Origin of the sequence: Sphingobium sp. JAI105, assembly GCF_015752145.1 — a bacterium.
Taxonomy (GTDB): Bacteria; Pseudomonadota; Alphaproteobacteria; order Sphingomonadales; family Sphingomonadaceae; genus Sphingobium; species Sphingobium xenophagum.
The window spans coordinates 2909367-2935129 of sequence record NZ_JADOUC010000001.1 but is presented as its reverse complement, the minus strand read 5'-3'; the positions used below and the strand labels follow the sequence as shown (position 1 = coordinate 2935129).

The 25763-nt window shown below is 60.7% G+C and carries 28 protein-coding genes, 1 tRNA gene and 1 pseudogene; 6 read left to right on the top strand and 24 right to left on the bottom strand.

The window, feature by feature from the left end:
• Positions 1 to 88: 88 nt before the first annotated feature.
• Both ald and IWY39_RS14065 read right to left on the bottom strand, forming a co-directional pair.
• The gene (ald, locus tag IWY39_RS14070) at positions 89 to 1204 is read right to left on the bottom strand and encodes an alanine dehydrogenase (RefSeq protein WP_019052861.1); all 1116 of its coding nucleotides are present in this window, start codon (positions 1202 to 1204) and stop codon (positions 89 to 91) included.
• Positions 1205 to 1262: 58 nt separating this feature from the next.
• Complete coding sequence (locus IWY39_RS14065; RefSeq protein WP_107125597.1) at positions 1263 to 2153, bottom strand: peptidylprolyl isomerase; 891 nt, start codon at positions 2151 to 2153, stop codon at positions 1263 to 1265.
• A gap of 93 nt (positions 2154 to 2246) precedes the next feature.
• Between IWY39_RS14065 and IWY39_RS14060 the strand changes: the two genes are divergently transcribed.
• Positions 2247 to 2337, top strand: a tRNA-Ser gene (locus IWY39_RS14060).
• A gap of 506 nt (positions 2338 to 2843) precedes the next feature.
• On the opposite strand, the gene IWY39_RS14055 is transcribed toward IWY39_RS14060, so the two are convergent.
• From IWY39_RS14055 to IWY39_RS14025, 7 genes are all read right to left on the bottom strand, one after another.
• On the bottom strand, positions 2844 to 3053 hold the full coding sequence (locus IWY39_RS14055) for a hypothetical protein (RefSeq protein WP_196871606.1): 210 nt from the start codon (positions 3051 to 3053) through the stop codon (positions 2844 to 2846).
• Between the two features lie 32 nt (positions 3054 to 3085).
• Complete coding sequence (locus IWY39_RS14050; protein ID WP_107125595.1) at positions 3086 to 3454, bottom strand: DUF5681 domain-containing protein; 369 nt, start codon at positions 3452 to 3454, stop codon at positions 3086 to 3088.
• Positions 3438 to 4850, bottom strand: a complete 1413-nt coding sequence (locus IWY39_RS14045) for a site-specific DNA-methyltransferase (protein WP_107125594.1) — start codon at positions 4848 to 4850, stop codon at positions 3438 to 3440. The genes IWY39_RS14050 and IWY39_RS14045 overlap by 17 nt, the downstream gene beginning before the upstream one ends.
• A 31-nt stretch (positions 4851 to 4881) precedes the next feature.
• On the bottom strand, positions 4882 to 5325 hold the full coding sequence (locus IWY39_RS14040) for a hypothetical protein (RefSeq protein WP_107125593.1): 444 nt from the start codon (positions 5323 to 5325) through the stop codon (positions 4882 to 4884).
• 137 nt (positions 5326 to 5462) lie between these two features.
• The gene (locus IWY39_RS14035) at positions 5463 to 6188 is read right to left on the bottom strand and encodes a hypothetical protein (RefSeq protein WP_107125592.1); all 726 of its coding nucleotides are present in this window, start codon (positions 6186 to 6188) and stop codon (positions 5463 to 5465) included.
• A complete protein-coding gene (locus tag IWY39_RS14030; protein WP_196871605.1) occupies positions 6185 to 7099 on the bottom strand; it encodes a hypothetical protein in 915 nt (304 codons plus the stop codon). Before IWY39_RS14030 ends, IWY39_RS14035 begins: the two co-directional genes overlap by 4 nt.
• Before the next feature lie 646 nt (positions 7100 to 7745).
• Positions 7746 to 9302, bottom strand: coding sequence for an ISL3 family transposase (locus tag IWY39_RS14025; RefSeq protein WP_107124878.1), 1557 nt, complete (start codon positions 9300 to 9302; stop codon positions 7746 to 7748).
• A gap of 127 nt (positions 9303 to 9429) precedes the next feature.
• On the opposite strand from IWY39_RS14025, the pseudogene istA reads away from it, so the two are divergent.
• Positions 9430 to 10083, top strand: a pseudogene (istA, locus tag IWY39_RS14020) (IS21 family transposase); the annotation flags it as partial.
• Positions 10084 to 10287: 204 nt separating this feature from the next.
• On the opposite strand, the gene IWY39_RS14015 reads toward istA, so the two are convergent.
• Genes IWY39_RS14015 through IWY39_RS24080 form a run of 3 tightly spaced genes read right to left on the bottom strand, consistent with a single transcriptional unit; the run spans position 10288 to position 12938 of the window.
• Positions 10288 to 12003 carry a recombinase family protein gene (locus tag IWY39_RS14015; protein ID WP_107126569.1) on the bottom strand — a complete coding sequence of 572 codons (1716 nt, stop codon included), beginning with the start codon at positions 12001 to 12003 and terminating at the stop codon, positions 10288 to 10290.
• Complete coding sequence (locus IWY39_RS14010; protein WP_107126570.1) at positions 12000 to 12416, bottom strand: DUF2924 domain-containing protein; 417 nt, start codon at positions 12414 to 12416, stop codon at positions 12000 to 12002. The genes IWY39_RS14015 and IWY39_RS14010 overlap by 4 nt, the downstream gene beginning before the upstream one ends.
• Positions 12417 to 12428: 12 nt before the next feature.
• A complete protein-coding gene (locus tag IWY39_RS24080) occupies positions 12429 to 12938 on the bottom strand; it encodes a DUF3489 domain-containing protein (RefSeq protein WP_229380834.1) in 510 nt (169 codons plus the stop codon).
• 269 nt (positions 12939 to 13207) lie between these two features.
• On the opposite strand from IWY39_RS24080, the gene IWY39_RS14000 reads away from it, so the two are divergent.
• From IWY39_RS14000 to IWY39_RS13985, 4 genes are all read left to right on the top strand, one after another.
• Positions 13208 to 13489: an ATP-binding protein gene (locus IWY39_RS14000; RefSeq protein WP_107126571.1), complete on the top strand. Its 282-nt coding sequence runs from the start codon at positions 13208 to 13210 to the stop codon at positions 13487 to 13489.
• A gap of 79 nt (positions 13490 to 13568) precedes the next feature.
• Positions 13569 to 13790: a hypothetical protein gene (locus tag IWY39_RS13995; protein ID WP_186442703.1), complete on the top strand. Its 222-nt coding sequence runs from the start codon at positions 13569 to 13571 to the stop codon at positions 13788 to 13790.
• 76 nt (positions 13791 to 13866) lie between these two features.
• Positions 13867 to 14184 (top strand): TrbC/VirB2 family protein, encoded by a 318-nt coding sequence (locus tag IWY39_RS13990; RefSeq protein WP_186443246.1) that lies wholly within the window; start codon positions 13867 to 13869, stop codon positions 14182 to 14184.
• A gap of 388 nt (positions 14185 to 14572) precedes the next feature.
• Complete coding sequence (locus tag IWY39_RS13985) at positions 14573 to 15100, top strand: hypothetical protein (RefSeq protein WP_181316901.1); 528 nt, start codon at positions 14573 to 14575, stop codon at positions 15098 to 15100.
• 146 nt (positions 15101 to 15246) lie between these two features.
• On the opposite strand, the gene IWY39_RS13980 is transcribed toward IWY39_RS13985, so the two are convergent.
• From IWY39_RS13980 to IWY39_RS13925, 12 genes are all read right to left on the bottom strand, one after another.
• Entirely contained in the window at positions 15247 to 15756 is a 510-nt protein-coding gene (locus tag IWY39_RS13980; RefSeq protein ID WP_107126574.1) for a hypothetical protein, read from the bottom strand.
• 191 nt (positions 15757 to 15947) lie between these two features.
• Positions 15948 to 16562 (bottom strand): RHS repeat domain-containing protein, encoded by a 615-nt coding sequence (locus tag IWY39_RS13975; protein ID WP_181316902.1) that lies wholly within the window; start codon positions 16560 to 16562, stop codon positions 15948 to 15950.
• A 70-nt stretch (positions 16563 to 16632) separates the two neighbouring features.
• Complete coding sequence (virB11, locus tag IWY39_RS13970; RefSeq protein WP_107126235.1) at positions 16633 to 17649, bottom strand: P-type DNA transfer ATPase VirB11; 1017 nt, start codon at positions 17647 to 17649, stop codon at positions 16633 to 16635.
• The gene (locus tag IWY39_RS24075) at positions 17646 to 18719 is read right to left on the bottom strand and encodes a TrbI/VirB10 family protein (protein ID WP_231377527.1); all 1074 of its coding nucleotides are present in this window, start codon (positions 18717 to 18719) and stop codon (positions 17646 to 17648) included. Before IWY39_RS24075 ends, virB11 begins: the two co-directional genes overlap by 4 nt.
• Complete coding sequence (locus IWY39_RS13960) at positions 18716 to 19402, bottom strand: TrbG/VirB9 family P-type conjugative transfer protein (protein WP_261376146.1); 687 nt, start codon at positions 19400 to 19402, stop codon at positions 18716 to 18718. Before IWY39_RS13960 ends, IWY39_RS24075 begins: the two co-directional genes overlap by 4 nt.
• Positions 19399 to 20199, bottom strand: a complete 801-nt coding sequence (locus IWY39_RS13955; protein ID WP_107126295.1) for a virB8 family protein — start codon at positions 20197 to 20199, stop codon at positions 19399 to 19401. The genes IWY39_RS13960 and IWY39_RS13955 overlap by 4 nt, the downstream gene beginning before the upstream one ends.
• Positions 20196 to 21416 carry a type IV secretion system protein gene (locus IWY39_RS13950; protein WP_107126294.1) on the bottom strand — a complete coding sequence of 407 codons (1221 nt, stop codon included), beginning with the start codon at positions 21414 to 21416 and terminating at the stop codon, positions 20196 to 20198. The genes IWY39_RS13955 and IWY39_RS13950 overlap by 4 nt, the downstream gene beginning before the upstream one ends.
• Entirely contained in the window at positions 21416 to 23803 is a 2388-nt protein-coding gene (locus tag IWY39_RS13945) for a VirB4 family type IV secretion/conjugal transfer ATPase (protein WP_196871604.1), read from the bottom strand. The genes IWY39_RS13950 and IWY39_RS13945 overlap by 1 nt, the downstream gene beginning before the upstream one ends.
• Positions 23776 to 24060 carry a type IV secretion system protein VirB3 gene (locus IWY39_RS13940; RefSeq protein WP_107126256.1) on the bottom strand — a complete coding sequence of 95 codons (285 nt, stop codon included), beginning with the start codon at positions 24058 to 24060 and terminating at the stop codon, positions 23776 to 23778. Before IWY39_RS13940 ends, IWY39_RS13945 begins: the two co-directional genes overlap by 28 nt.
• A 3-nt stretch (positions 24061 to 24063) precedes the next feature.
• Positions 24064 to 24396: a TrbC/VirB2 family protein gene (locus IWY39_RS13935; protein ID WP_107126262.1), complete on the bottom strand. Its 333-nt coding sequence runs from the start codon at positions 24394 to 24396 to the stop codon at positions 24064 to 24066.
• 132 nt (positions 24397 to 24528) lie between these two features.
• Entirely contained in the window at positions 24529 to 25143 is a 615-nt protein-coding gene (locus IWY39_RS24465; RefSeq protein WP_145169869.1) for a hypothetical protein, read from the bottom strand.
• 113 nt (positions 25144 to 25256) lie between these two features.
• Positions 25257 to 25607, bottom strand: a complete 351-nt coding sequence (locus IWY39_RS13925; RefSeq protein WP_269207999.1) for an ATP-binding protein — start codon at positions 25605 to 25607, stop codon at positions 25257 to 25259.
• Positions 25608 to 25763: the final 156 nt, after the last annotated feature.

Sequence of the window (25763 nt, the reverse complement as noted above, 5' to 3'; positions counted from 1 at the left end):
GGACACGGAACAGCGCCCCTTGTCTGGCTAGACGAACAGGCGCGGCTAACCCGCAACAGGAACAGGCAAAAGTTGGGCGGTCGCGTATCTAGGCGACCGCCTGTGCCGCCGAAACATGATCCAGACCCAGCGCATCCGCGACCGCGCCATAGGTGATCTTGCCGTCCCACACATTGAGGCCCGCCAGCAAATGCGGGTCGCTGCGCAACGCATCCTTCCATCCCAGATCGGCGATCCGCAACGCATGGGGCAGCGTCACATTGTTGAGCGCATAGGTGCTGGTGCGGGCCACAGCGCCCGGCATGTTGGCGACGCAATAATGGACGATGCCATCGACGATATAGGTCGGGTCGGCATGGGTGGTGGCATGGCTGGTTTCGAAACAGCCACCCTGATCGATCGCGACATCGACCAGCACCGCGCCCTTCTTCATGCTTTTGAGCATGTCCGCGCTGACCAGCTTGGGCGCGGCCGCGCCGGGGATCAGCACCGCGCCGATCACCAGATCAGCGTCCGCCACGCAATCGGCCAGATTGGCGCGGTTGGAAAAGCGCGTCTTGGCCCGCGCTTCGAAATACATGCCCAGCCGCTCCAGTACTTGCGGGCTGCGATCCAGGATCGTCACGTCCGCGCCAAGCCCCGCCGCCATCTGCGCCGCGTTGAAGCCGACCACGCCGCCGCCGATCACCGCCACCTTGGCAGGCAGCACGCCCGGCACCCCGCCCAGCAGCACGCCACGCCCGCCATGCGCCTTTTCCAGCGCCGTCGCGCCCGCCTGGATCGACATGCGGCCAGCCACCTGGCTCATGGGTTTGAGCAGCGGCAGGCCACCCTGATCGTCCGTCACCGTTTCATAGGCGATGCAGACGGCCCCGCTGGCGATCAGGTCGCGGGTCTGGTCGGGATCGGGGGCCAGATGCAGATAGGTGTAGAGGATCTGCCCGGCGCGCAGCATGGCGCGTTCGCCCGGTTGCGGCTCCTTGACCTTCACGATCATTTCGGCGCTGGCGAATATCTCCGCAGCGGTGGCGACGATCCTGGCGCCCGCCTTCTCATACAGCGCGTCATGCGCGCCGATCCCGTCGCCCGCGCCCGTTTCCACCAGCACCTCATGACCATGCGCGGTCAGTTCATGGACGCTTTCGGGGGTCAGCCCGACGCGATATTCGTGATTCTTGATTTCCTTGACGGTGCCTACGATCATCCGCTCTCTCCCGCTATCATGCTGCCGCTATAGCGCGAATGGGGCGGCGAATGTTCCTTTATGGCGTGGCGCGCACCGGCACCGGCGCATTGCACAGGTCGACGCCGCCAGCGGGGCGATCGTAAAAATCATCCTTCCGGTTGGCGCGCAGCCGCAAATAGGCGGCAAAGCTGGGCGAAGCGACGTCCATCACCTGAAAATGCGGCCGTTCGGCGTCGGGCAACTCGCTCGCCAGTCGCACCGACAGGATCGGCACTGTCTTTTCGTCGGCCGTGTAGAAACCCAGTTCGCCCGATCCGCGCGGCAGGCTGGACAGATGTGCCATGCCATCGACCACCCGGCCGACCACGGCGATATTGCGATCAAGCTGGCGCGGCGCCTGCCCGTTCACGGCGTAAAGCTCCGCCCCCGTTCCCGCATCGGGCGAGACATTGCGGCCGACGCCGACAAAGCCATAGCAATGCGGCAACCATGCGCCATCGCCGTCCATCGCCATCGGCCAGCCATCGACATAGCCCGTCTTGGGCGCATAGGCGTCCGCCGAGGGCGAGGGCGTGATCGCCAGCCGCACATTGGCGATCGATCGGACATAGTCGGCGGAACTGGTCGGCGACAGGCCAGGCGGCAACGGCTTTTTTTCGGTCGCATCGCCCCATTGCACGACATAGTTATCCTGCACCCGGTTGATGCTGGTCCCGTCCCACCAGTGCGCCTTTGCCAGCGCGCGGATATTGGCGACATGGCGCGGCGCAAAGGCAGGCGCGACCTCTATCACCACGCGCTTGCCCCCCTCGATCGTCATCACCAGCAGATTTTCCGCCGCAATCGCGCGCCAGGCGCTGGCCGGGGCGGCGGCCACCACGGCGGCGGGCGTTGCGGGCGGATCCGCGGCGATGGCGGCAGAAGCGGGTATAAAAGCGAGCAGCGCGGGCGCGAAAAATCGGATCATGTCCCGATCAGAGCGTCCCCGCGCAGGAAAGTAAAGCATCCCCTTGCCTAGCCGCCTTCGCCACGATAGGGAGCGCGACTTCCAGTGCAATGCGGAGCGGTGGCCGAGTGGTCGAAGGCGCTCGCCTGGAAAGTGAGTATACGCCAAAAGCGTATCCAGGGTTCGAATCCCTGCCGCTCCGCCACCTAGTCACAATCAATTCGAAGAAGCGGGTATTTGGCCGCAAAAGCGCGCAAATTCGCGCCATTCTGTTACGATTCCTTTTGCGGAGAAGCCTCTGCAGGTGAGGAATAGCGCAGATCGAGACCTTTTTCTCTGGCCGGACCCACAGCAGTACGGAATGAAGCTTGGCCTGCTTCCTAGGTGTTGCCCCGTCGTGAAAAGCGTCAGTCGCTGCGCTGAACTTCACCCCTGCCAAGGCAGGCTTTTGGACACGATAACCTGCAACAGATTTTCTGCATCACGAACTGCTTGAATGGCAGCCTTTGATGGGCAGTATTTCTTATTTTACAATGTGCTACAGGTCGAACGTCGTAAACAGCACGCTGGACAGTAACAGGCAAAACAGGTGGTAAAATTACTGGTCTTTGCAAAAAAAGAGGCGTTAAACAGGCAGTTCCAGCCTGTTCCAACCTTCTGGCGTTGCGGGATGTATCCCTTGGCAGCATTTCAGCTTTTCAAGGGTTTCGATCATATCCCGCCGATTTCGCTTCCCAGAAGCGCGTTGCGCACCTGCGTGATGAAATCCTGGCACAGGATGCGCCGCCGGCAGTCCGGCGAAGCCAGTTCGAGCAGCCGCGCCTCGAACAGCGTGACCCGGATCCGGCGACCATCAGGCGTCGTCACCCTGACCTGCCTGCTCGCGAGATCGAGGATTGCTTGATGCGTTTCGTCCAGCACGGCTGGCACCACCGCTTTTGGTCCATCCTTCGTCACTCCGCGTCATCCCGTAAACAGTCTGGCAGCTCCTTCTGCATCTCGAACTGGCGCATCTTCTCCTCGCGGATAAGCTGCTCCTGACGGCCCCAGATAGCCTGACGCGTGAGGGTGATCGAATGGACGGCAGCCAATCTGTTATCTGCGCCGCCCATGGCGAGGCGCAGGACATTGGCCTCAAGCAGACTGACGCTCCTTTCCCCTTCCGACGATCGGATCGTGGTTCGCATATTCATGACCCGGATGATCATGTCGTTGATGTCGGCGAGCGTTTCGATCCGCTGCGGCGTGGACCGCGGTCGTCCTCGTCTGTTGCCAGACGCGCCCTTCGGAAAACGACCCTTTCCGTCACGCGCAATCGTCATGGTTCATACTCCCTTCCGCCATTGCACCTGCACTGCTGTTCAGTGCAGCGTCAGCCATGCCTTCCATCGCGGCAATTCGCCGGGCCGACACCTCGGCAAAGCTCTCGCCGGTCGAATCGAGAATCGCAGCCCTACGGGTCAACGCTTGCCAGCGACGGATCGTCACCTCGCAATAGCCCGGCTCATATTCGATCAGCCGTCCGTGCCGCTTCGTCTTCTCGGCTGCGATGAGCGTCGAGCCCGACCCGCCAAACGGATCCAGCACGATCTCTCCCCGCTTCGATGTATCCTTGATCGCGTCCATCACCATCGTCACCGGCTTAACCGTCGGGTGCATGGCGAGCTCCGCGTCGGCACCCGTCCTCGTTGCGGCCCGGTAGTTCCAGATGTTGGTACGGTAGCGGCCGTTCTTTCCGAGCTCCACCGTATTGAGATGGGGGGCGGTCCCGACCTTCCAGACGAACACCAGTTCATGCTGCGAGCGGTAGAAGCTGCCCATGCCAGCATTGTCCTTGGACCAGATGCAGATGTTCTTGAGTTCGGAATAAACCGCCCTCCCCGCCATCATCATCTCCTCGACATGGCGCCAGTCCATACACTGATAATGAATCGCGCCATCCATGCTGACATCAGCCGCGTTGCGGAAGGCGGTTTCGAGGAACCCTGTGAACTCTCGCTCGCTCATCTCGCCCGTCGCCATGGCGAACTCGGCATGCTTCGTCTTTCCGAGACCACCGACATGGCCGTTGATCTTCACGTTGAATGGCGGATCGGAGAAAACGAGCCGCGCCCGATCGTCCCCCATCAGCTGCGCAAAGCTTTCGGGCCTGCGCGTGTCGCCACATAGCAGGCGGTGATGGCCGAGGATCCAGAGGTCACCCCGTTCGACAGCGCAGGTCTGACGCCTGTCGACCGCGGGCATCTTCTCGAGCTTGGCGTCCGTCGGCGTCATCGCCGAGATCTGGTCAATCTCGGTCGTGGAAAAGCCGGTGATCTCGAGGTCGAAGGCGAGCTCAAGGGCATGAAGTTCCTCGAACTCGATCCGCAGCACATCCTCGTCCCAGCCCGCGTTCTGGGCGATCCGGTTGTCCGCCAGCGCATAGGCCCGCAGTTCAGCAGGATCGAGATCGATAATCGATATGACCGGAACGTCGGCAAGACCAAGCAGCGCTGCGGCTGCATGCCGGCCATGGCCGGCAACGATCATTCCTTCCTCATCGACGATGATCGGATTGGTAAAGCCGAACTGCCGGATCGAGGAGGCGATCTGGCCGATCTGCCTTTCGCTGTGCGTGCGGGCATTGCGCTTAGCCGGGCGGACCGCGCCGAGCGGACGCAGTTCCACCTTGAGGGAACGGATGAGCCCGTCCCCCCGGAATCTGTCACTCTCATTCATGGTTCATGTTCCTGTGTAGGATTACCCCGAACTATGGGGAACGTAGCGTTCCGCCACGATTTAGATTGAGCAACGCTTCGATAAGCGCGGCCTGCTCGGGCATTTTTTCGCGCGCCAGCGCCGTCACCTGCTTCAGGACGGCTTCCTGGCTGAGGATCATCAGTCCTTCGGGCAGCACCTGACAGTAGACCGTCGCACCGACGGCAAGCCCGTAGTGCTGCATGACTGCGTCAGGCAGTTCGATGCCGCCGCTTTTGCCGATCTGCGCGACGATGATCTCCGCGTCGCCGCTAAGCGCCGGCTTTTCCGAAGCCGCGCCGGCTTTCTCGATGAGACCTGCGCGCAGCAGAACATTGTAGACATGCTGATAGCGAATGCCGAGATAGCGACCGATGTCACCGGTGGACACGCCCGCGGCATGGAGCGCGCGCACCTTTGCCGCCTTCGTATCGAGCCCTTCGGTCAGGCGGTCCATTTGCTCGTTTGCCACTACACACTCCATCGCTTGTGTGCTGCATATATCCAACGCACAAGCCACGTCGTCAACCTGATTTTGTAGTCAGTTAGTTCCTATGTATATTTCCTAGGCCATCCTGCTGTTTTTGCGCTGATTTATTTCCGTCCGCTGACACTGTCCACTGCTGTACCAGCGCCACCTCCCTCACCTTCCCCAGCTATACCGCATTGGGCAAGGGCCGTATGCAATGATTCGTCCACAGGGATGGGCTTGAGACCATCCTTGGTGATCTGCCCTACGCGGTACATACCGCTGTCGGGCAGGCCCATGTCGCTGGAGGCCGCCTTGGCCCGGTAGAGCAGGCCATGACCTGCCCGCAGTTCCGCCAGCATGGCCGCGGCCTGTTCGCCGGTAGCGAAGGTGCTGGTGGCGGAGAAGCCGGCGGCCATGCGGGTGGCGAGCGCCATGGCATCATTGACTGCCTTTGAGGTTGCGGACTCAGCACCGGCCGGTACGGGCACCGCAGCGATCGCCGCGCCATCGGGGAGCGGGCCATCCTCGGGCCGGATTTCGCGGAAGGGCTGGTCATCGACGCGCCAGAGCATCGTGCCGGTCGGGAGGCGGAATCGGCCCCCGCTGCTCACCCCGATGAGGAGGCCATGCCGGGGATGGTTCTCGATCATGGGATAAAGGAAGCCGGTGCGCGAGTATCGCGTCTTGCCCACATAATCCATGGCGGTCACCACGCAGCGGGTGACGCCGGTAACCGGATCGGCGGTCCTCGTCGCATACCATGTGTGCGGGGTCTTATCCTTTGCAGCTAAGGGCATGGTGCAAGCCGTCAGAAGGATGGCGGCTGTCATGGCAAAACGGGTCTTCACGCGACAAGGGCCTCCCGGAGTTGGTGAACAAGGGTATCGAGCAGCGCGCGCTGCTGTGGATCGGGTTCATGGGGTTCGGACTGCCGCCAGTGGCGGTGCTCGAGAAACAGCGCGATCCAGAGATCCAGCGCGCCACCTGCCCAGCGGCCGGTCTGTTCGGCGTTGATGCGGGCCTGATTGGCAACGGCCGCTCCCTCTCCACGGCCGGTCTGTTCAAGCAGCGCGTAGCCATCGATCAGATGCGCAAGATCAGCCGAACCATCCCAGCCCAGATCCGTCGGAATGGCGTCGAAGCTGCCTTCCTGCACCGCTCCGATCCAGCCTTCCGCGCTGATGCCCGGTGCGGAGATTATGGCAGTGCGAAGCAGCTGTAGATCAGGGTCCGGCGCTGGCCCGAACAGATGATCCACCAAGGTCTCAAGATCGGCGATCCGGGTGAAGCAACTCGCTGGGATCTCGCGATGATCGAGGCGTTGCCCCTTGCGGCCGAGGCTGTTGGCACGGCTGTGTCGAGGAATCCGGTCTCCAAGATCAGGCAGCGGTTCGCCCGGCCTGCCACCGAAGAAGCGGAAGCCGGTATAGCCGATCGTTGCAGGGTCCCAGCTGATCCAGATTGCGCAGCCCGAGGGTTTGCTCCCCAGTCGGGTCGAAAGCGAGAACCTGTTGCGCTTCCCGTTTGCCACAACCGCCTTCAGTTGAATATGACGCATGATCCCGCCCGCCTCGATCACGACATCATAGCCATCGCGATCGAACACGCCGTAGAGCAGTTCATAGCGCTGGTCGCGCAGCAGCAGCCGCGCCATGATCGCGCCGGTCAGCTGATGCTCCAGTGCTTTTTCTATCAGGGTCGAATCCATTGCGAGACGCGCGTTGGGATGCGGCTCTATGGTTTTTGACAGGCAGTTCACGTCCGGCGCTCCTCATGTCGGAGCGGCCCGCTGCCCTGGCCTCGTGCGTCGCTCCTATGTCCTCTCGGGGCGACGGCTCGGAAGCCGGATGTTAGTAACCTGATCGCTAGAGCAGGCGCATGCGCCTTTACCGTTGCCGGCTGGACATGCGCGCATGCCACCCGGCCCCAGCAAAATGCCGTGACCGAGTTCTAGCGAAATGGGGTTACTACGCCCCGCTTCCCGGCTTTCACGGGAAGCGACGCCACATTGCTCGACTTGGGAACGCAGGCAAGAGGAATGTCGGCAGAATGGCTAAAAAGCGCATTCGGGGAGAGAAGCAGCAAATAACTAGCGGCTCATGGCCACAGTGCCATGCCGTCATCGTCGCTCATTCCCTTGAGTGACACACCCTGAAGACACCCGATTTCCTGTTCGGCGCAAACTGTGCGATGTCGCGGATCATTTAGGAGCGAAAGGCGCTAGTCGCATCACACGAGAACACAACCATCAAGTCACTATCGCTACCTATCCGATGGGGATGAAAGATCTTGCTCTGTTTTGAAACTGCGACCCCTGTTTGTTGATTTGCACTGAGAAGTGACCCGGGAGGGTTATAAGTTTTCACTGAGATTTGGCTCTGACTCACATTTGCTGATGGGCCGGCTCATGGCGCGCCCACCAGTCGGGCCTGAAGAAGATCGAGTTTTGCGCGGCCATACATCTGTCGCTTGATGAGTTTGAGGCGTGTAATCTGCCCTTCGGTCTGACCGTTCGACCATGGCGAGACGATTGCGTTTCGTACGGCCGGAAGGTCCTTTTCGACGCCATTGACGAATGACCCGATAAGGCTGCCCTTTGCCGTCTCGATCCACTCATCGAGCTTTGCCGCCGACTTTGATCGGATCATGGATTGAAAGTCGCCGATCGCCTTGCGCGCTACTACCAATTCAGGGACGTTTTCCTCGATTACCGCCACCAGGATCGCTTCGGATTTGGCAAGCCCATCCCACGCCGAAGTCATTAGGCGCGCAAGAACGCGCGCCGAGGGTGTGCGGGCGAGGCCACTTTGATTGGCCTTTTCGGCGAGACGCCGGCGTTGAGCCCATTGTGAGACGACACCGCTTTGACCCACAAAACCTTCCGCGCGCATCTCGCGCCAGAGCGCCAGGGCATTGCGGGTGCCGTTATCCCATCGGTCATTCAGCCATGGCAGCCAACTGTCCAGGAAGCTGGGGCGGGAGCGGAATACGTCCATTCGCTGCCCGCGCAGAACATCGCGAACGAGCTTTCGGCTATGGCCGGTCTGCCGAACAATCTGCCGGATGGACGTACCATTTTTTGCCAGTTCCCGGACCGCGTCGTTGGTCTCCTGCCGGCGTAGATAGCCTTCATATTGCAGCTTTTCGGCATAAGTGAGCAGCTTGGGATCGACGACAGTGCTTCCGACCGCCTGCCTTATCTGCCGCATGGACTTGTTGACGGCATCCAGAAACGCTCGGCTCGAGTTCTCCATGAGATGCCAACGATCGGCAACTTGCTCGGCATCAGGCAGCCCTCTGGCGATCGCTTCACCATAGCCACCGCCCCGGTCGCGGGCGACAATCGATATCGATGGGCGCTTGGCAAGCCAGGCACGGGACGTCTCCAGAGCGCGGTCCGGCAATAGTGTGACCGGCGTCCGGCGCTCCAGATCGCAGACGATCGTCCCGTAGGTTTGGCCCCGCCGGAAGGCAAAATCATCAATGCCGATGACATGCAGTTCATCATTCTGTTCACTGACGCGCCGACGGACCACTCGCAACAAGGTGTCCTTGCTTACCGGCATCATGAGGCGGTGGGCAAAAGCGGCCCCAGGCCTGCCACCGAGCGCCAGCCCAAGGTGGTGGACTATTGTTTCAAGCCGCTGAGTGCGCCGAGCATAGCGAGCCAAAACGCCGTCATCAAACTGTTCACAAAAAATGCGTCGCCCGCAAACGACAGTGTCGCACCAAAAGCGACGCGTCAGGATCTTCAGAACGACGCGGCGGCCACCAAGGGGAAGATCCGACGGTCGACGCACATATCGGCTTTGAACCCTTCGACCTGGTCGCCCACAGTCAGGGCAAACCCCAAAAATACATCGTGAGCGTAGCAGGATTTGGACATCTTCCCCGACACTCTGCACTGAGACAACTACAAAGCCTTCGGGTGCAAGGCTCGCGCGCTGAAATCGACCGTGCATGGCAGATACTCCCGATAGAAGCAGCGGGAGCATACTCTCAACAGCAGCAAAAGTGAGTCAGAGCCGAGATTTGACCCATGTTTTCCTCGCCCCTGGCTGACAGTCAGGAGGCATCGGAGTGATCGACATGGACTTACTCAGTGTGATCCGCCGCTGGCATTTTCGGCAAGGCATTCCCATTCGCGAGATCAGGCGACGGACTGGATTATCGCGCAACACGATCCGCAAATATCTGCGCGATGACGCGGTGGAGCCGACGTTCAAGGTTCCCAAACGACCGAGCAAGCTTGATCAGTTTGCCGAAAAATTGACGACGTGGCTGCGGATGGAATCGGGCAAGTCGCGCAAGCAAAAGCGAACAGCCAAGCAGCTACATGCAGATCTGGTTAAACTGGGCTACGAGGGATCCTACGGCCGTGTTGCCGCCTTTGCTCGAGCGTGGAAGGCCGAACGCCAATATGAAAAGCAAACCAGTGGGCGCGGCACATTCGTACCGCTGATCTTCCAGCCCGGTGAGGCCTTTCAGTTCGATTGGAGTGAAGATTACGCCCTTCTCAATGGCCGGCCCGTCAAGCTGCAGGTAGCCCATACCAAGCTTTCCCACAGTCGGGCGTTCATCACGCGAGCCTACCTGTTGCAAACCCACGAGATGTTGTTCGACGCGCTGACACAGGCCTTCCGGGTGCTGGGCGGCGTGCCTCAGCGTGGAATATTCGACAATATGAAGACGGCTGTAGACCGGATCGGCCAAGGTAAAGTCCGACAGGTCAATGCGCGGTTCGGGCCGCAGTCGCCATTTGCGCCCACCCGAAACGGCTTATGTTGGTCGAGAGCCTACACGGGATCACGGCGACTATCGCACTGCTACTGTGGAATACCGCGCGGTTTCCAGTCGGCCAGCCTCCAGCGGCATCGTCCCGACAGCCAAAAGCAGCGCTGCGTCCAGCGTTCGCTGCTCAGGCAAAATTCTCGTTACGCCAAAGCGTCATCTGTTGACCTCCACACACCCCCTTGAGGCAGGCGGCAACTTCGGCGATGCTAGCCTCTCCTGCCCACACCAACCAGGCGTGACCGTCCCTGTGGCCAGCAATGCCGCGCTATTGAGGCCGGCCGGCTGCTCGCCTCGCAGGATAGCGTCGGTCACTTTGGGCGAGAGAAACGCAAGCCGCAGCACGCGACTGACCCAGGCGTCGGACACCTGCTCCCGTTCGCACAAGCGTGTGATGTTGATCTCGCCCTGCCTGATCTCGCCCCACCAGCGATGCGCCTGAACGATAAGCTTCGTCAGCGCCGGATCGACCCGGCGCGAGGCATGCTGGCCATTGCTCTGGATCAGTCGCATCGCCCGGCCCGACCGGGTCAGGCGGATGGCGGATGTGAGCGTCAGTTCGGTTGATGCATCGACGGCTGTGGGAATCTTCAGCAATTCTGCCATCTGGCTGACCGAACAGAGGATCACGACCCTCCCCTTCTCGACCTGCACCCTGATAACGATGCCCCTGACCAGTGCATGATCCTTGAGCCGGATACGAGCGGTCAGGTCGGCGGACCGCTGTTCGATGCCTATAAGCATATCTGGTTCAAGTGGCAGCTTTGCCTGTTCCAACAATGTCAGCGGATCGTCAAAGGCCTGAGCGATCCTCTCGGTCACCGCCGCCTCGATCTCGACGGCGGGAATGCGCATGCCGCCATCCCCACTGCCGCTATGTCGTGGATCGCTGATATAATAGCGATAACGGATTTTCGCCTCGGCTGACCCCGCTGCGGCCTTGGCCGCATGGGATGCGATCAGTGCGTCGCCCTTCTCATCGACGATCCGGCCCGCAAGCAGGCTGGGTGCCTTCATCCTGACACCGTTGCGATGTCCCAGCAGATTGGCCGCTAGCCGGGCCTGCACCCTATCCCATAATTGCTGGCTGATGATGGGTGAATGCAACCCAGGATAGACTCGATCCTTATGTTGCACCTCCCCCAGATAGGTCCGGCATTTGAGCATGAGATAGAGCTGACCACGGGTAAAGGCCCCTCCCCCGATGATCTTGCCGGTTGCGGTGCTGCGCTCGGGTGAAAGGATACCGTCCGCTTTGAGCTGGTCCCCCAGCAGCCGGACGTTGCCAATGGCATGATAGCGCTCGAAGATGGCACGTATGATGGCAGCATGCTCTTCGACGATCGCGAGGCTGCGGCCGTCGGGCTTATAACCCAGCGGCGGGATTCCGCCCATCCACATACCCCTGGCCTTGGAGGCAGCGATTTTGTCGCGGATCCGTTCGGCCGTTACCTCTCGTTCGAACTGGGCGAAAGACAGCAGCATATTGAGGGTCAGTCGCCCCATGCTGGTGGTGGTGTTGAAGGATTGGGTGATGGAGACGAAGCTGGTCCCGGTCTTGTCGAACGCCTCCACCAGCCTGGCGAAATCGAGGAGCGACCGGGTGAGCCGATCGAGCTTGTAGACGACGATGATGTCGATCCTGCCCTCCGCGACATCGCTCAGCAAGCGCTGCAGTGCTGGACGTTCCAATGTTCCACCGGACAGGCCGCCATCGTCATAGCGATCCCCAATCTCGTTCCATCCTTCACTGGCCTGAGAGAGGATGTACGCAGAACAGGCGTCACGCTGAGCGTCGAGTGAATTGAAATCCTGGGAGAGTCCCTCCTCGCTCGACTTGCGGGTATAGATGGCGCAGCGAACCATTTTCATGCCGCAAGCCTTTTCTTGAGCCCAAAGAAGGCCGGGCCCGACCAGCGAGTGCCGGTGATGGCGCGGGCAACCTCGGAAAGGGAGCGCCATTCCCGCTCATTCCAGCGAATGATCTTATCTTCGCCCACCGTCACGATATGGGTGACACCGTTCCATTCTCGCACCAGCCGCATGCCCGGCATGGCCAGGGTCGTGCTGGTCCTGGCCGCCATGCGCTGGGTCAGCATCTGGCGGGTCGCCCGGCTATGGCCGCCCAGCGCCCTTGCCTGAATTTCCCAGGCAAGGGCGAGGCGCAGCATGGCGGGACTGACAAGCGGAATCGGCCCCAGAGCCATGGCGGTCCATCGGTCGCGAAGCTGGCGGGAGGAGAGCGTCGTCAGCTGCGCCAGTTCCGTATTGATCCTTTCGTCCATGGCACTCATCGGTCAAGCGCCGATGATCACGCGATAGACGTTCAGGTCGCCGCGGCGGCCGCGCTCTATGACGTGCCCCTTTTTGCGCAGGCCCGTAAGCGCCGCCCGCATCGTATGGGGCAGCCAGCCGGTAGCATCGATCAGTTCGGCCGCCGCCGCGCCTTCCTCACGGCCAAGCAGGGTCAGCACCATCTCCCTTTTGGAACCAGTGCACGGAACGGATCGGGGGGGTGTCACGCCATGAACGTCGCCTTCGCCACGCCCATCGATCAGAGCGCGGGCCTTGTCCGTCAGCACAAGACCCGTATGTCCATCCTCCTGCTCCATCCACAACTTCGCGATATCGCTGACTTCGGCTTGTTCAACCAGCTTGCGCTTCAGCAACGAGGCGATCGCGGTGGTGAGGTGGTCACCCTTGTCGGCGATGCTGACTGCCAGGGGATATAGATGCCCGTCCTCCCGCGCAAATGCGGTCGACAGGAGAATGAGCTGCAGGTCGGTAAGTTCAGGCTTGCGGGGCATGGGTGGTCTCCTTGTCAAGGAGCGACGCTGCGCCGCTCCCACCACCCAGAGCCCCGGCCAGCAGCGTGGCGGGGCAGCGCGCTGCTTCCACCTGCAGCGCGATTGCGTGCAACCGCTGTCGCTCTGGTCCACAGGAAAGTCGAGCATTTTGTCGGTGTGGAGGAAGGAAATCGCCGAGGCGCCCAACGGCGGCAAAATCGGCCGTTCGCGACGTTCGGGGCCCTCACGCCGGTCCAACATATCGCCAAGACCTGGGCGTTGGAACCAGCATGGCTCGCCATGGGGGCAAAAATATCTTCGTCCAGCTCGTCAACGGCCGATATGAAAAAGGCGCCATTATCCTGACGTCCAACCAAGCTTTGCCGAATGGGGCAATATCTTTGGCCACCGCGCTGCTCGAGCGCCTTCTTCACCACCCCGTGGTCATGCAGATCGAGGGCGCCAGCTATCGCATGCGACAGCAGGCTGACCTGCTGCCCGAGCATGCGCGCGCTGCACCGTCGATCAACCCACCGCCCTTTTCGAAAATGCGCGGCCGCCCGCCACCATAGGAAATGACCGATCGGCGATAGCAGCGGCGATGAGGATCAGCCGGATCTCGGTCTAACGCTTGCTGGCGCAGGCGCGGGAATGACGGGAGACCTGTGCGCGAACCCCACCATGGCGCTGAAGGGCATGCACGGCGTCGCGGTGATCCTGAAGGCGATCCTTGGCCGAGATCGCGGTGCAAATTGCCTGGATCCGCTGATAGGCCTCCCGGCCAGGCCTTTCGGCCCCCATCGGACATATCCACCCGCAAAAGCCGTGGCCCACCACTATGCAGCCAACGAGCCCGTTGATATGGTCGCATAATTCAAATGAAACCGTCTCCGGAAAAACCGGGACGCTTCGATTCAACCATTTGGACGCCCCTTTGCCGTCAGCAAGTTTGACCTCAGCCACGAATTGGATCGAGCAGTTGATGCTGGGTTCGCCGGCTACCGTCGCGGCCACATTGGCCGTGGCCATTGTGGGCTTCCAACTGTTCGAAGGGCGGATGGACTGGCGGCGGGGCGTGCGGACGACTGTCGGCTGTTTCCTGATTTTCGGCGCGCCGGTCATCGCAGCGGGCCTGCTCATGCCGGTATCCACAAGCGCCGTTAGCTCGTCTCATCCGATCATCGAGGCGGAAGTAGCGCCACCGCCTCCACGTGCGGCGCAGCCCTATGACCCCTATGCGGGTGCAGCGCTACCGCCGGGCTGGTAGCCAAAACAGCGCGCCCTTTTCGACGATCATGTGGAAGGTGCCCCAACCGTTACGCCGTTCCAACTGAACGGACATATCTGATCTGCCCCTTCTGAGTGGTCCGAAATCTTTGTTTTTTCAGACGACGAAGGCGTTGGAAGATGGGCAAGAAGCGCAAGCCGGAAGAGATCATTGGCAAGCAGCACTACACCGTCCGGCCCCACAGTTCGTTCAGTTACCGACCGCAGGCTCCGGAAACAGCACCGCCGCCATTGCCGTCAGATACCACAATGCACTAACAATCACCCTGGGCCACTCGGTGCAGGCCGATCAGTTTTTGGCGCGCGCCTGATCTGATGATTTCGATACCCATATGGCTGACCCGTCGGCCAACAACGGAGGGATTCGCATGAGGTATCTTATCGCGAGCAGTATCGGACTGGTTGCGGCATTGGCCGCAAGTTCGGCAAGCTTTGCGCAAAATACCGACAGTTACGATTATGATGCTCTGGGGCGACTCGTAAACCGCTGCAGCGCAACATGGGATCACGGTTTTCGCCAGTCCTACGCACTGGATTCGGCTGAAAACAGGACCAACGTGTTGGCATCGGACGAGGGAAGAGGTCTTTTGCCAGGCGGAAGCTTCACCTCTTCTGATGGCCGTTTTACATTCACCATGCAGGCCGATGGAAATTTGGTACTCCGAGGCCCTTCCGGGGTGTTGTGGCACACAGGCACGTACGATACATCCGGGGCATTCCTGGCTTTTCAGGGCGACGGCAAACTTGTGGTCTACAAGGGAGACGGGACCGGCGCGATCTGGCAATCGGGCAGTTACTCGCTGTGCTCTCGATTGATTGTCCAGAACGACGGCAACGTCGTCATTTACGCCACTTCGGGCCAGGCTATCTGGGCGACCAATACTGGGGGGAATTGACTATCATGCGACCCGCCAGCGAATGACGTCCTCAACCAACCGATGGCCCGTACCGCCGTCCAGACCAGCCAAGAGTTCCTAGCCAATGCCTTGGTGCATATCGACTGTCAGGCGCAGACGATCGGACGTTAACGCAGGATCGCCGCTCAGTGGCCTCCCGTATTGGTCGCCCAGACAACCCTGTCGTCAAGATCATAGATAACCAGATTGCCGTCATTCTGTAATGCCAACCGCGCGCCAATCGCGTTGGTTTCACTATTCCAGACGGGGCCTGATGGACCATAGGTTACGAGATTGCCGTCCGACTGGAAGTAGGTCGTGAAATTGCTTCCAAATGCGTAGCTCGCCCACAGCGCTGATGCTCCAAAATATAGAACCAGATTTCCGTCGGTCTGCTGCACAAGGCGAAATCGGCCATCGGGCGAGTTAATCTGTTGCCCGGTCGAAATTTGGACGATTACGTTGGATGCATTATAGTTTACCCGATTGTCTGCGGCGTCATAGGACATGCGGACCGCGTTTCCGTTGTTTATGTAGCCCGAATTGGCAGATCCCACCAGCCGTCCCAAGGCGTCATAGACATAGCGAGTGGTTACCTGCGCGAAGGCGGGAGTGGCCACCATCGCCATCATCGCGACCAGTCCGATCTTCTTCATAAAACCCCCGTTGCTAAAATATGATTGTCGGCAATCATCCGAATACCCGTTGGCTCTGGCGTCGCTCAAGAGCTATCTGATCCCTATGCAGGAGCATCCGTGCGTTCGGGTTGGTGATACAAGGCCCGCTTTGGCGCTCCGCGCCATTTGAGGGCATGGATATCACTGGATGTTGCTACTTCCCCAACTGCTTAATAATATCTAATCCGGTCGACATTAATATAAGCGTTGGCAGTGAACCAGGTTCTCAGTTCCAACGAATGCCCAGCGCTGCCAGCGCTCAACGTGAACGGCAATTCAAAAATTTGATAGGTCATCGGACCGACAAAAGACGAGCGGACGATATTCTTTACTGCCAAAATCTGACCCGCAGTGGAATCATAGATATCGATCGTGGCTACGATTTCATTCTGTTGAATCGATATGATGTCAGTCATCATGCGCCATACTCCAACACGGTTCCCGGTCGGGATGGCCGTCGTATATGGACCGTAGGTCAAGTGCCCGGGGCCACCACTGGTGTCCGCTGCCCATCCGCCAAAAGACGCGGCATATCCGATCAAATGCGGGAGCGACGTAGCTGCCCAACTGCTATCCAGCTGCCTTTGCACGTTGACCGATGACCGGTTGCTCGCCGGATCATAATTATACTTGGTCAGCGCGCCTCTGCCCGCCTGGACGGACGTCAGTCGTCCAAGAGCGTCATATTGCATGACATCGGCGGATGCCTGGGCAAGAGCATGGCCGGGGCCAATACTCAGAATTAGCGCCGGGCTTGATAATATAAGCGAGAAAAATTTCTTCATATACACCCCCGATTTCGCAGGAAGCCGCCCTACAGTCTCGCGTCCCATTTTTGATGGCCAGGTTGAAATGCTATGATGGATTCGCGACGTCTCCCTTGCTGGCGATTGTACGCACAACCCGTTTCCCGCCCCGCCGCTCCAATTGCACAAACAGGTCGACCGTCCCGCGAATATAGTGGGCGACATCCTCCCGGCTCAGCCGCGTGCCGGACTGGAGTATGATGAGGGCAAGCTGCTCGATCGCCTTGGCCGGACTGTCGGCATGGATGGTGGTCATAGAGCCTGGATGCCCGGTGTTGATCGCGCGCAGAAAGGTATAGGCCTCGTTGCCCCGCAATTCGCCCAGGATGATCCGGTCTGGCCGCATCCGCAGCGACGCCTGGAGCAGATCATCAGCCGTCACCCGCGCTTCCCCAAGCTCTCCCTTAACCGCCACCAGGCCGATGGCGTTGGCATGGCTGAGCTGGAGTTCGGGCGTATCCTCGATCAGGATCAGCCGTTCGTGATCGGGGATCTCGCGCATCAGGGCGTTGAGGAAGGTGGTCTTGCCGGTCGAGGTGCCGCCTGAAATCAGGATCGTCCTGCGCTGCCGCACCGCCTCGGCCAGCAGCGCAGCGGGGCTGGCGTTGTCGGTGGAAGGCTCGTCGCGGGCTTGCTCATCCAGCCCTGCAAACGCGCCGCTACTGGCATAATCGTCCAGCGTCAGATCTGCCGACACGTGGCGGCGGATCGCCATCGCCAACGGCCCCCTGGTCGCGGGCGGCGCGACGATCTGCACGCGCGACCCGTCAGGCAGGCGAGCCGAGAGCAGCGGATGCTCGCGGTTGATCCCTTGGTGGGAGAGGCTGGCAATCTGGCGGGCAAGCCGCCACAGGCCCGCTTCGGTCAGGGTCGGCACCCCCTGCCATTCGATGCCGCCGCCCAGACGCTCGATCCATATTTCACCAGGATGATTGATATAGATGTCGGTGACATCGGGCTGGACAAGGACCGACGAGATAGGCGCCAGATAGGCGTCGAGGAATGGAAAGTCGGACGGCGGTGAACCCTGGGTTCCGTCCGGCACCGGCTTGACGTGGCCGGTCATGGACGCAGGCCCGCGCCGCTAAAATCCAGGTCCCTTGCCACGAACACCGATATTTCAGCGCCCGATCCGACCTTGATCGTGGGTGCCTGATCGAGGTTGGGCAAGAGATTTTGTCCGGTCGCCCCGATCTGGCCCGGCAAGCCCACGATCACGGAATTGCTTCGGGGGCGCGATGCGATGTTGACGCCGATGGTGAGTGCGGATTGCAGCACGGCATTGCCGAACCGCTCGAAGAAATGATTATTGACCTTGCCCCGGATCCCCGCGCCGCCCAGCACGTCGGCGGCAGGCGAGCCAATGCGGATCGCGACGCCGTCGGGCCGGATCAGCCGGGTCCATGTGACGAGGACACGGCTCTGCCCTGCCTTCATGTCGCCTGCTGCCTCACCGATCAGACGGCTACCGCGCGGGATGAGGACGCGGGTGCCATCAAAGCCGCGTGCATCGCGTGACACAACCGCCCTGACGAGCCCTGGACGGCGACTGTCGATCGGGGTTTCGAGAACCGCGCTGATCATCGCCCCCTGCGGCACAAGACTGGAACGGTTACGAATGACGCTGGCGCGCACAGCCTGATCGTCGCCTGCCGCGCCAGCGGCGTCCGCGCTATTTCCACCGCCATCGGCAGATGCCAGGTCAATGATGAGGGGAGACGCCTGCCCCGATGATGCTGGCGCGCGAGCGGGAGAAGCGTCTGGCATTGGCGGCTGCGCCATGGCCATTGGCGGCGCGTAGCTTGGCGGAGGTGAAGAGGATTGCCTCACTGCCGGCACTGGTGGTGTGAGAACCGGCGTGATCGGCGCAGCCGCGACCGGTTCGGGGTCGACCGGCGCTAGCGGTATCGCCAGGGGCTGTGGTGACATGATAGCTGCCTGGCTTGGCTGCCCTTTGGCCGCATCGGCTTCTTTCCCACGCCGGTTGGCGTCGAGGATGAAGAAGAGCCCGATCCCGATGACCGCGCACAAAAGGGCGATGCCTGCGCCTGACAGGCCTGCCCGCGGCATGGCCACGACTGGCCTCACATCCCGCTGATCGAGATCGTCCCTTGGGTCATCCGCCTCGACGCTCATGATGCCCCCCTGCCCGTTTGACGGGTCGCGACAGCCTTGCGCTTACCCGCGCGAAAGATGAAGCGCGACGCGATCGCATCGACGACAAACGCACCATCGCGCATCGCGCCGTTGATCAGCGTCTCCTGTCCCTGTGCATCGACCGCATAGATGGCAGGAATAGCAACTTCGGCTGGCCAGTTGATGGTCGTTGCCAGGCCATCGTCGGACATGGCGCTGGGGATCAGTTCCTTCGCGCCGCGCACGCGATAGGACGCGCGCGCCTCGCTGATCACCGTGGGCGGAGCCATGTCGATCCCGGCATAGCGAAAGCGCACGACATAGGGGCTGACTCCCATCATCTGCCCGGATGGCGAGAGGATGAAGCTGTAACGCCGCGCATCGGTCAAGACGATGAGGTTGGTCTCGCTGGCCCCTTCGGTCGGCTTGATGAACAGATGGTCGGCACGCTTGTTGGGCGTCACCTGCCAACCGCCGCTCTCGCCTATTGCAACATTCTCGATCCGCTCGTCGGCGGCAAATTCCAGGCTGAGCGTATAGCCTGCCGCGAGGCTCAGGCGAACGACCTGATCGGCATCATAATCGACCGTCTGGATACGGGGATCGCCGGGAGAAGGCTGCGGGACGACCTCCGCCGTCGCTGAGGTTGCCACCAATAGCAGGGCGAGAAAGAGCCGCTTCACTGCTGCGTCGTCCTGGGCGCGATTGGACTGGCGGGCATTGCGGTTGGTGGAGCCGTCAGGGTCTGCGCTGGGGCTGACAGCGTGACCGGCGCAGGATCAGGCAGCGCTTCCTGATCGCGGCGATAGTGCAGCACCTGGAAGCCGAGCGGATTGATCAGCCGATCTTCCATCGACATCGGCGCATCGACAAAGCGGTAGCGCACGACCGACACCCATGCATCGCGCGGCCCCTCGACCTGACCCTGATCCTTGCGCTCGGTCTCGAACCGCACCAGCGCGGTGCCGGGGCCAAGCGGCGATACGCTCTTGATATGGACCGCAAGCACTGTCGTGCGCCGAAAGCGCTGGAACGGGCTGGCAGGATTGGAAGCGGGCATCATCGCCAGATAGTCGCTGCGCGCCCGCTGGGCCGACCACAGACCGACCTTGCGATAATCGGCAGGCACGCTGGTAATATCAAACCCTTCGCGCGCGATCACATATTGCGCGAGCAGCGACTGGGTGAGAGCCTGATCGGGAACCAGCGTCTGGCGATCATCGCCTTTGAGCATCTGGACATAGCCGGTCGTGCGATCGACCAGCAGCGTATAAGGCACCACGGTCTTGAGCGGGATCATCAGCGCGATGGCGACCGCCTCGAACAGGGCGACGCCGCAGGCAATGCCCGCAACGAGCCAGGCGATACGCCGGGACAGGCGCAGCTTTTCCTGCCCGTCCTCCGCCCAACTGGCGGCGCGGGCATAATAAGTGTCGCGGTCGGTAACGGGCGCGTCGCCAGCCAAGCTCTTATCCTTCATATCGTGCCGTTCCGCTGGCTCATACTCTTGCTTCTGCGCATACTGGTCGAACGCCTGTGGCTTTGTCCGAGGGGTGTCGCTTGGATGGTAACAACCGCTCGTTCGGGGTTCTCATTCTGCTGCGAGATCTCCAGCCTGCGGTGGCCAAGAGCAGGGGCGTTCCCCTGATCGTCGCTGATCCTGATCGCATCGGCAATCAGTGCTGCACGGGAACGGCTTTCCTCCGGGTTGTCGCTGCGGGACGCAACCGACTGCGCCATTTGCGTCTGCGCCACGGTTCGCCATTGCTGGACCAATTGTGCGCCGACCGCTACGCTGCGTCCCACGAAGCGAAAGCCGCCGCCGATCCGCAAAGAGACCACAAGCGCAACCAGCAGTGCAAGGGTGAAGATCAGAACCGTCGCCAGCACTTCGCCAGGAAGCAGGACCGGCAATGTGCCGACCGTCATGGCCTCGATCAGCGCGGACAGTTGTGGTTCGATGATCGACATCTCGATACCGAGCAGCACGCCGGTGGTCGTGCTGGCGACCGCTGTGCCCAGCAAGGCCCGCACCCAGCCTTCAAACAGGCCGCGCGTCGTATCGAAGAGCAGGCAGGCGAAAAAAAGCGGCCCAAGCGCCAGCAGCAATCCGGCGATCAATCGCACCGTGATGAGGATCGCAAGGCCTGATACGAGCAGCGCAATACCTGCTGCCATCAACACAGGATTGCCTGCCAGCGAGAAGGGCAGTTTTTGCTGCGGGACTGGACCGTCTGCGCCTTGCTGTGGCGCAGATGGCGGGGCGAGGCTTGGCGATGGGCGCGTCACCTCGGCTATGGCCTGATAGCTGGTCTGCAATCGCGCGGGAAAGCTACGGCCCGATCCACCGCCAGCGCCTGGCAGCAGGGCGGTCAACTCCTGAGGCGCTTCCACGGTCAGGCCATAGACGATAGTGCGATAAGCGGGCCATTGGGTCGCGAAGGCCAGCACCAGCCCGATCCTGGCCGCCAGCAGCACGCCATCACGGACATGCAACTGATCGCCCAGCAGCAGGCGGTAGCCCTGGAAGGCGATGAGGATCGTCAGCAGTCCGCCCAGTGCGATGATGACCGGCGAATTGCTGGCCGAGAGCGCCGCATAGCCGCCTTCGCCCAACAGTTTCGCCTGGCAGTCGATGTAACTGGTGAGCGCCATGGCATAGCCCTGCGCAGCATCGAAGGGCGCGCAACTCTCCATCAGGCGACCTTGAGCAACCGGGGCAGCCAGTCGTCGGGATCATCGCCGACCTGCGCACGGATGTCATCGAGCAGACGCACCGTGCGTTCGCGGCCTGACAATATGGTGAGGATATCGCTTTCGCCGCCCAGGTTGAGACGCGCCACCACGCTGTCATTACCATGCTTGATCAGGAAGCAATGGGCGCTGTCGGGCAGGCTGCGGATAAGATCATATTCATGGGAGGTGAGCCCGAACCCGTCGCAATAATCCTCGCGCCTCGCCTTGGCGTTGGCCATGAATATCTGGGTTGCCGCCTGCTCGACGATGGCGCTGGCGATCTTGCTGGACAAAGCATCTTCCGCGCTCTGCGTCGCAAAGCCGACAATGCCGTTGCGCTTTCGGATCGTCTTTTCCCAATCCTTTATCTTCTGGACGAAAATATCATCATCGAGCGCTTTCCAGCCTTCATCGATCACGATGATGGCAGGCGTGCCGTCTAGCCGTTCTTCGACGCGGTGGAAGAGATACATCATCGCCGGCGTGCGCAATGTCGGCGTATCCAATATCCGGGTCATGTCGAACCCGACCGTCTGCGCGGCGATGTCGGTGCGATCCTCGGCATTGTCGAACAGCCAGGCATGTTCGCCCTCGCCCCACCAGGGACGCAGGCGCGACCACAGGTCATTGGCATGGGGACGTTCGCTGCCCCGGAACAGTTGCGCGAAATAGCGCAGGCGGCGATGGGCATGGGGCGCACCATAGCTCGCATCGACCGCTTCCTGGATCCGGTGCAGTTCCTCCGGCGTCAGCGGTTCGCCGGGACGGGCAACCAGGCGGCCGATCCAGTCGATCAGGAAGCGGCGGTTCTCGGGTGTGTCATCGATCTGGAGCGGATTGAGCGCTGCGGCCATGCCTGGGCGCAATATGTCATAGACCCCGCCAATCGCGCGGATGAACAGTTCCGCGCCGCGATCCTTGTCGAAGAAGATGATGCGCGGGGAAAATTTGCGCGCCTGCGCCAGCAGGAAGTTGAGTACCACTGTCTTGCCCGACCCCGAAGGGCCGATGATGGTGAAGTTACCCAGATCGCCCTGGTGGAAGTTGAAATGATAGGGACCAGCAGCGGTTGATTCCAGGATGGTGACCGCATCGCCCCAATGATTGCCGGTGGCTCGACCGCTTGGAAAATTATGGCAGCTGGCGAGGCTGGCGAAGTTGCGCGACGAGATCAGCGCGCGCCGGGCGACATAGGGGAAGTTCCCCGGAAACTGCGCCCACCAGGCCGCTTCAAGGCCAATCTCTTCGCGCACGGCTATCAGGCCAAGATCGGTGAGGGTTGATTGCACTTCGGCAACATGGCCATCGACCGCCGCCATATCGGTGCCGCGCACCGCAATGGTCAGATGATGCTCGCCAAAGGCGGCGCGACCTCCCGCGAGGTCATCCTTCGCTCCGCTGAGCGACTGGCGCAGACTGATCGCTTCATCGTCGGTTGCGCGCATCCGGCGCAAGGCAAGGTTCATCCGGCCAAGCCCTGCCTGCCGATCGACGAAACCAAAGCTCTGGCTCACCACCAGTTCGACCGGCAGGCGCAGCAGATCGTCGAGCATACCGGGCATTGTCTGACCTGGATAATCCTTGATCGAGAGCATCGCCTGAAACTCGCGGGGAAGGTCGGCGGCGGCTCCCAGTTCGACCATGTCCTGGCCAAAGCTGATCCGGCGGTAGGGCAGATACTCGCCGACATCACCCTCAGGCAGTCGAACCGGGCGCATGTCGCCATTGAGGATCATCGAGAGAAATTCCAGCGGCTCCGAGCAGGGGCCGTGGGGCGTGTCATAGGCGCTTAAGGTTCGCGGCTTATAATGGCCCAGTGCTGCCACGATCTGATCGCTGGCGGCGTCGAGCGCGCGCAGGTCGGTTGCGCGATCCGCGCCATCGGAAGTTCCGCCAAGGAACTTGCGGGACAGTCGGTCGGCGATACCGCTGCGTCCCTGCATGGGACGGCGCACGATCGTCAGGAACAGGTCGTTGACATAGAGGCTGCGTGTGCCGAGCCGCGCACGCCATGCTGCATCCAGCCTGGCGCTGAAGGCGTCGGGATATTCGGCTTCGAGCGAGGTATCGACGCGGCGGCGGATGATGTGATGATAGAGGGCAAAGCGCGACGAACCGATCGCCTGCAACATCGCATCGCGCAGCGCCTTGCGATAGTTGAGTTCGTCCGTATCCGCTGTCTCGAACAGGAAGCCGCCGAGGTGGATGACCTGCATCAGCAGCCCGTCACGCGTCAGCAACGTGCGATCATCGATCTGCGCAGCATAGGGCAGCCGACTACCTACCGATCGCTCGCGCCTGGCGGTCTTCTGCGATGCGCTCATGGACGATAGGAATTGCAACGCCATAGCCGATAGTTGGGAATGCGGGGGCATCGCGCGACCTTGACCAGCCATAAATCGAAGATCCGTGGCTCGCGCAGGCAGGCGAGGTAGCCAATGACATGGATGATGACCGCCGCCAGCAGCACCCACATGGATTTAAGGACGAGGAACAGTTCGGTCGTGACGATCGCGTTGATGACGAAGAAGCTATAGGTGACGCCCGCGAACATTTGCGGCCGCGCCAGAGCCACAAACAGCGTGTCGCGATCGAGCTGGCTCATCGGTCAGTAACCAGGCGAGGCGGCGGACTGGATGCCGCCTACGATACTGGCAGCCCCGAACAGGATGAAGCAGCCCAGGATCACCACCGCGCCATAGCGCCAGTTCATGCGGCCGGTCAGCATCATGAAGCCCACGGCAGCGACTGCCATAACCGCTGCGACGGTGGCGACTGTGCCGAGCATCGTGCCCTGGAGCCATTGGAGCGCACCGACGATGGGGCCGGAACCAGCGGGATCTCCATAGCTGGTTTGAGCGTAGACGGTTTTGGACAGGACGAACGCCACCAGCGGCGGAAATAGCTTCAATGACCTTGATCGCGCAAATGGGCGAAACATGATGAAATCCTGAATTTGATATGCCGATGGTTGCCATGTGGTCATCGACCACGATCTGTTTGGTGACGCTCGCACAAAAAAACGCAAGCGTATCTTAAACCTGCCAGCCTCTATCGCCAGCGGTAACTGCGCCTATATAACATAGCCTAGAATGCCTTCCGACGTATAGCCGTTGCTCGTCCCTTCGCTGGAATCCACGGTAATCAGATGGTCCGCTATGCTGGCCTTGTAGAAGCGATACAATGCGCGACGTCCCGGACCCGGCGTCGTGTGGGCATAACCCATCAGCCCCTCCTGGACTTGCCCTTCGCATGTGCTCGACATCGACACGAAGTGATCGTCACTACCGCTTTGGTAGCATCGATACAGCGCGATCAGCCCTGAACCACCGCCAGGATATAAGGAAAATGCGATCCACTCTGGCTGCAATCCAGCGTTGCTGCCTTCCAGATAGTCGACCGTATAGAAATGGCGCCAATTTTGTTGGAAACGGAAAACAGGGATTTGAGTCCCATCAGCCTTTACCACGCCGACATAGTTACGATTGTTGGCCGCGTCGTAGCGATACATGCTGGTGGCTTTAGCGGTCGGGCCGCTGTCAGCAACCGAAGCCACCATTCTGCCCAATGCGTCGTAGAGGTAGGAAATGGTTTCTGACGCAGCAGCGGCGGTCGAGAGCGAACAAATGAGCGCGGAAGCAGCGAGCAGCCCGATTCTATTCATTGTTCCCCCGAGATATTCCTGCACTGCTCAGCGATTAGCGCGTAACTCAAAACAATTAGCAAGCGATGTCGTCATCAAATTGATACGGGCAATAGCGCAGGAAATGCAACACCGGATTAGCAGACCGTAGCGCTGCCTCACAGCCAACGCATTGGCATCCTCATCGGCAACGAGGACGCACGGCTCTCTCCTTTCAGCATGATGCGATGGGCATTGTGGACGATGCAGTCGAGGATAACATCGGCGATCGTGGGCTCGCCGATCATTTCGTGCCAGGCCGCCACTGGGAGCTGGGCGGCGATGAGCGTGGATCTGCGGCGATACCGTTCCTCGAAGATTTCGAGCAGATCAAGGCGTTGCTGATCGTTGAGACTATGGGTACCCCAGTCGTCCAGAATGAGCAGCTGAACGCGGGCAAGCTTGTCGACGACGCGTGGGAAGCAACCGTCGCGGCGCGCGAGTGCAAGATCCTCGAACAGGCAAAGCAATTATATTTATTTTTGTATTAAATGAATATTTATCAAGTCAAGAAGAAGAATAACAATGAAAAAATTGTAAGCGAAACTGCAGCATAAAAATTATTTTTTTTGATTAACGCGGCCGCTATTATTGGATTAATAAAAAAATATACTATCGAGGATTTA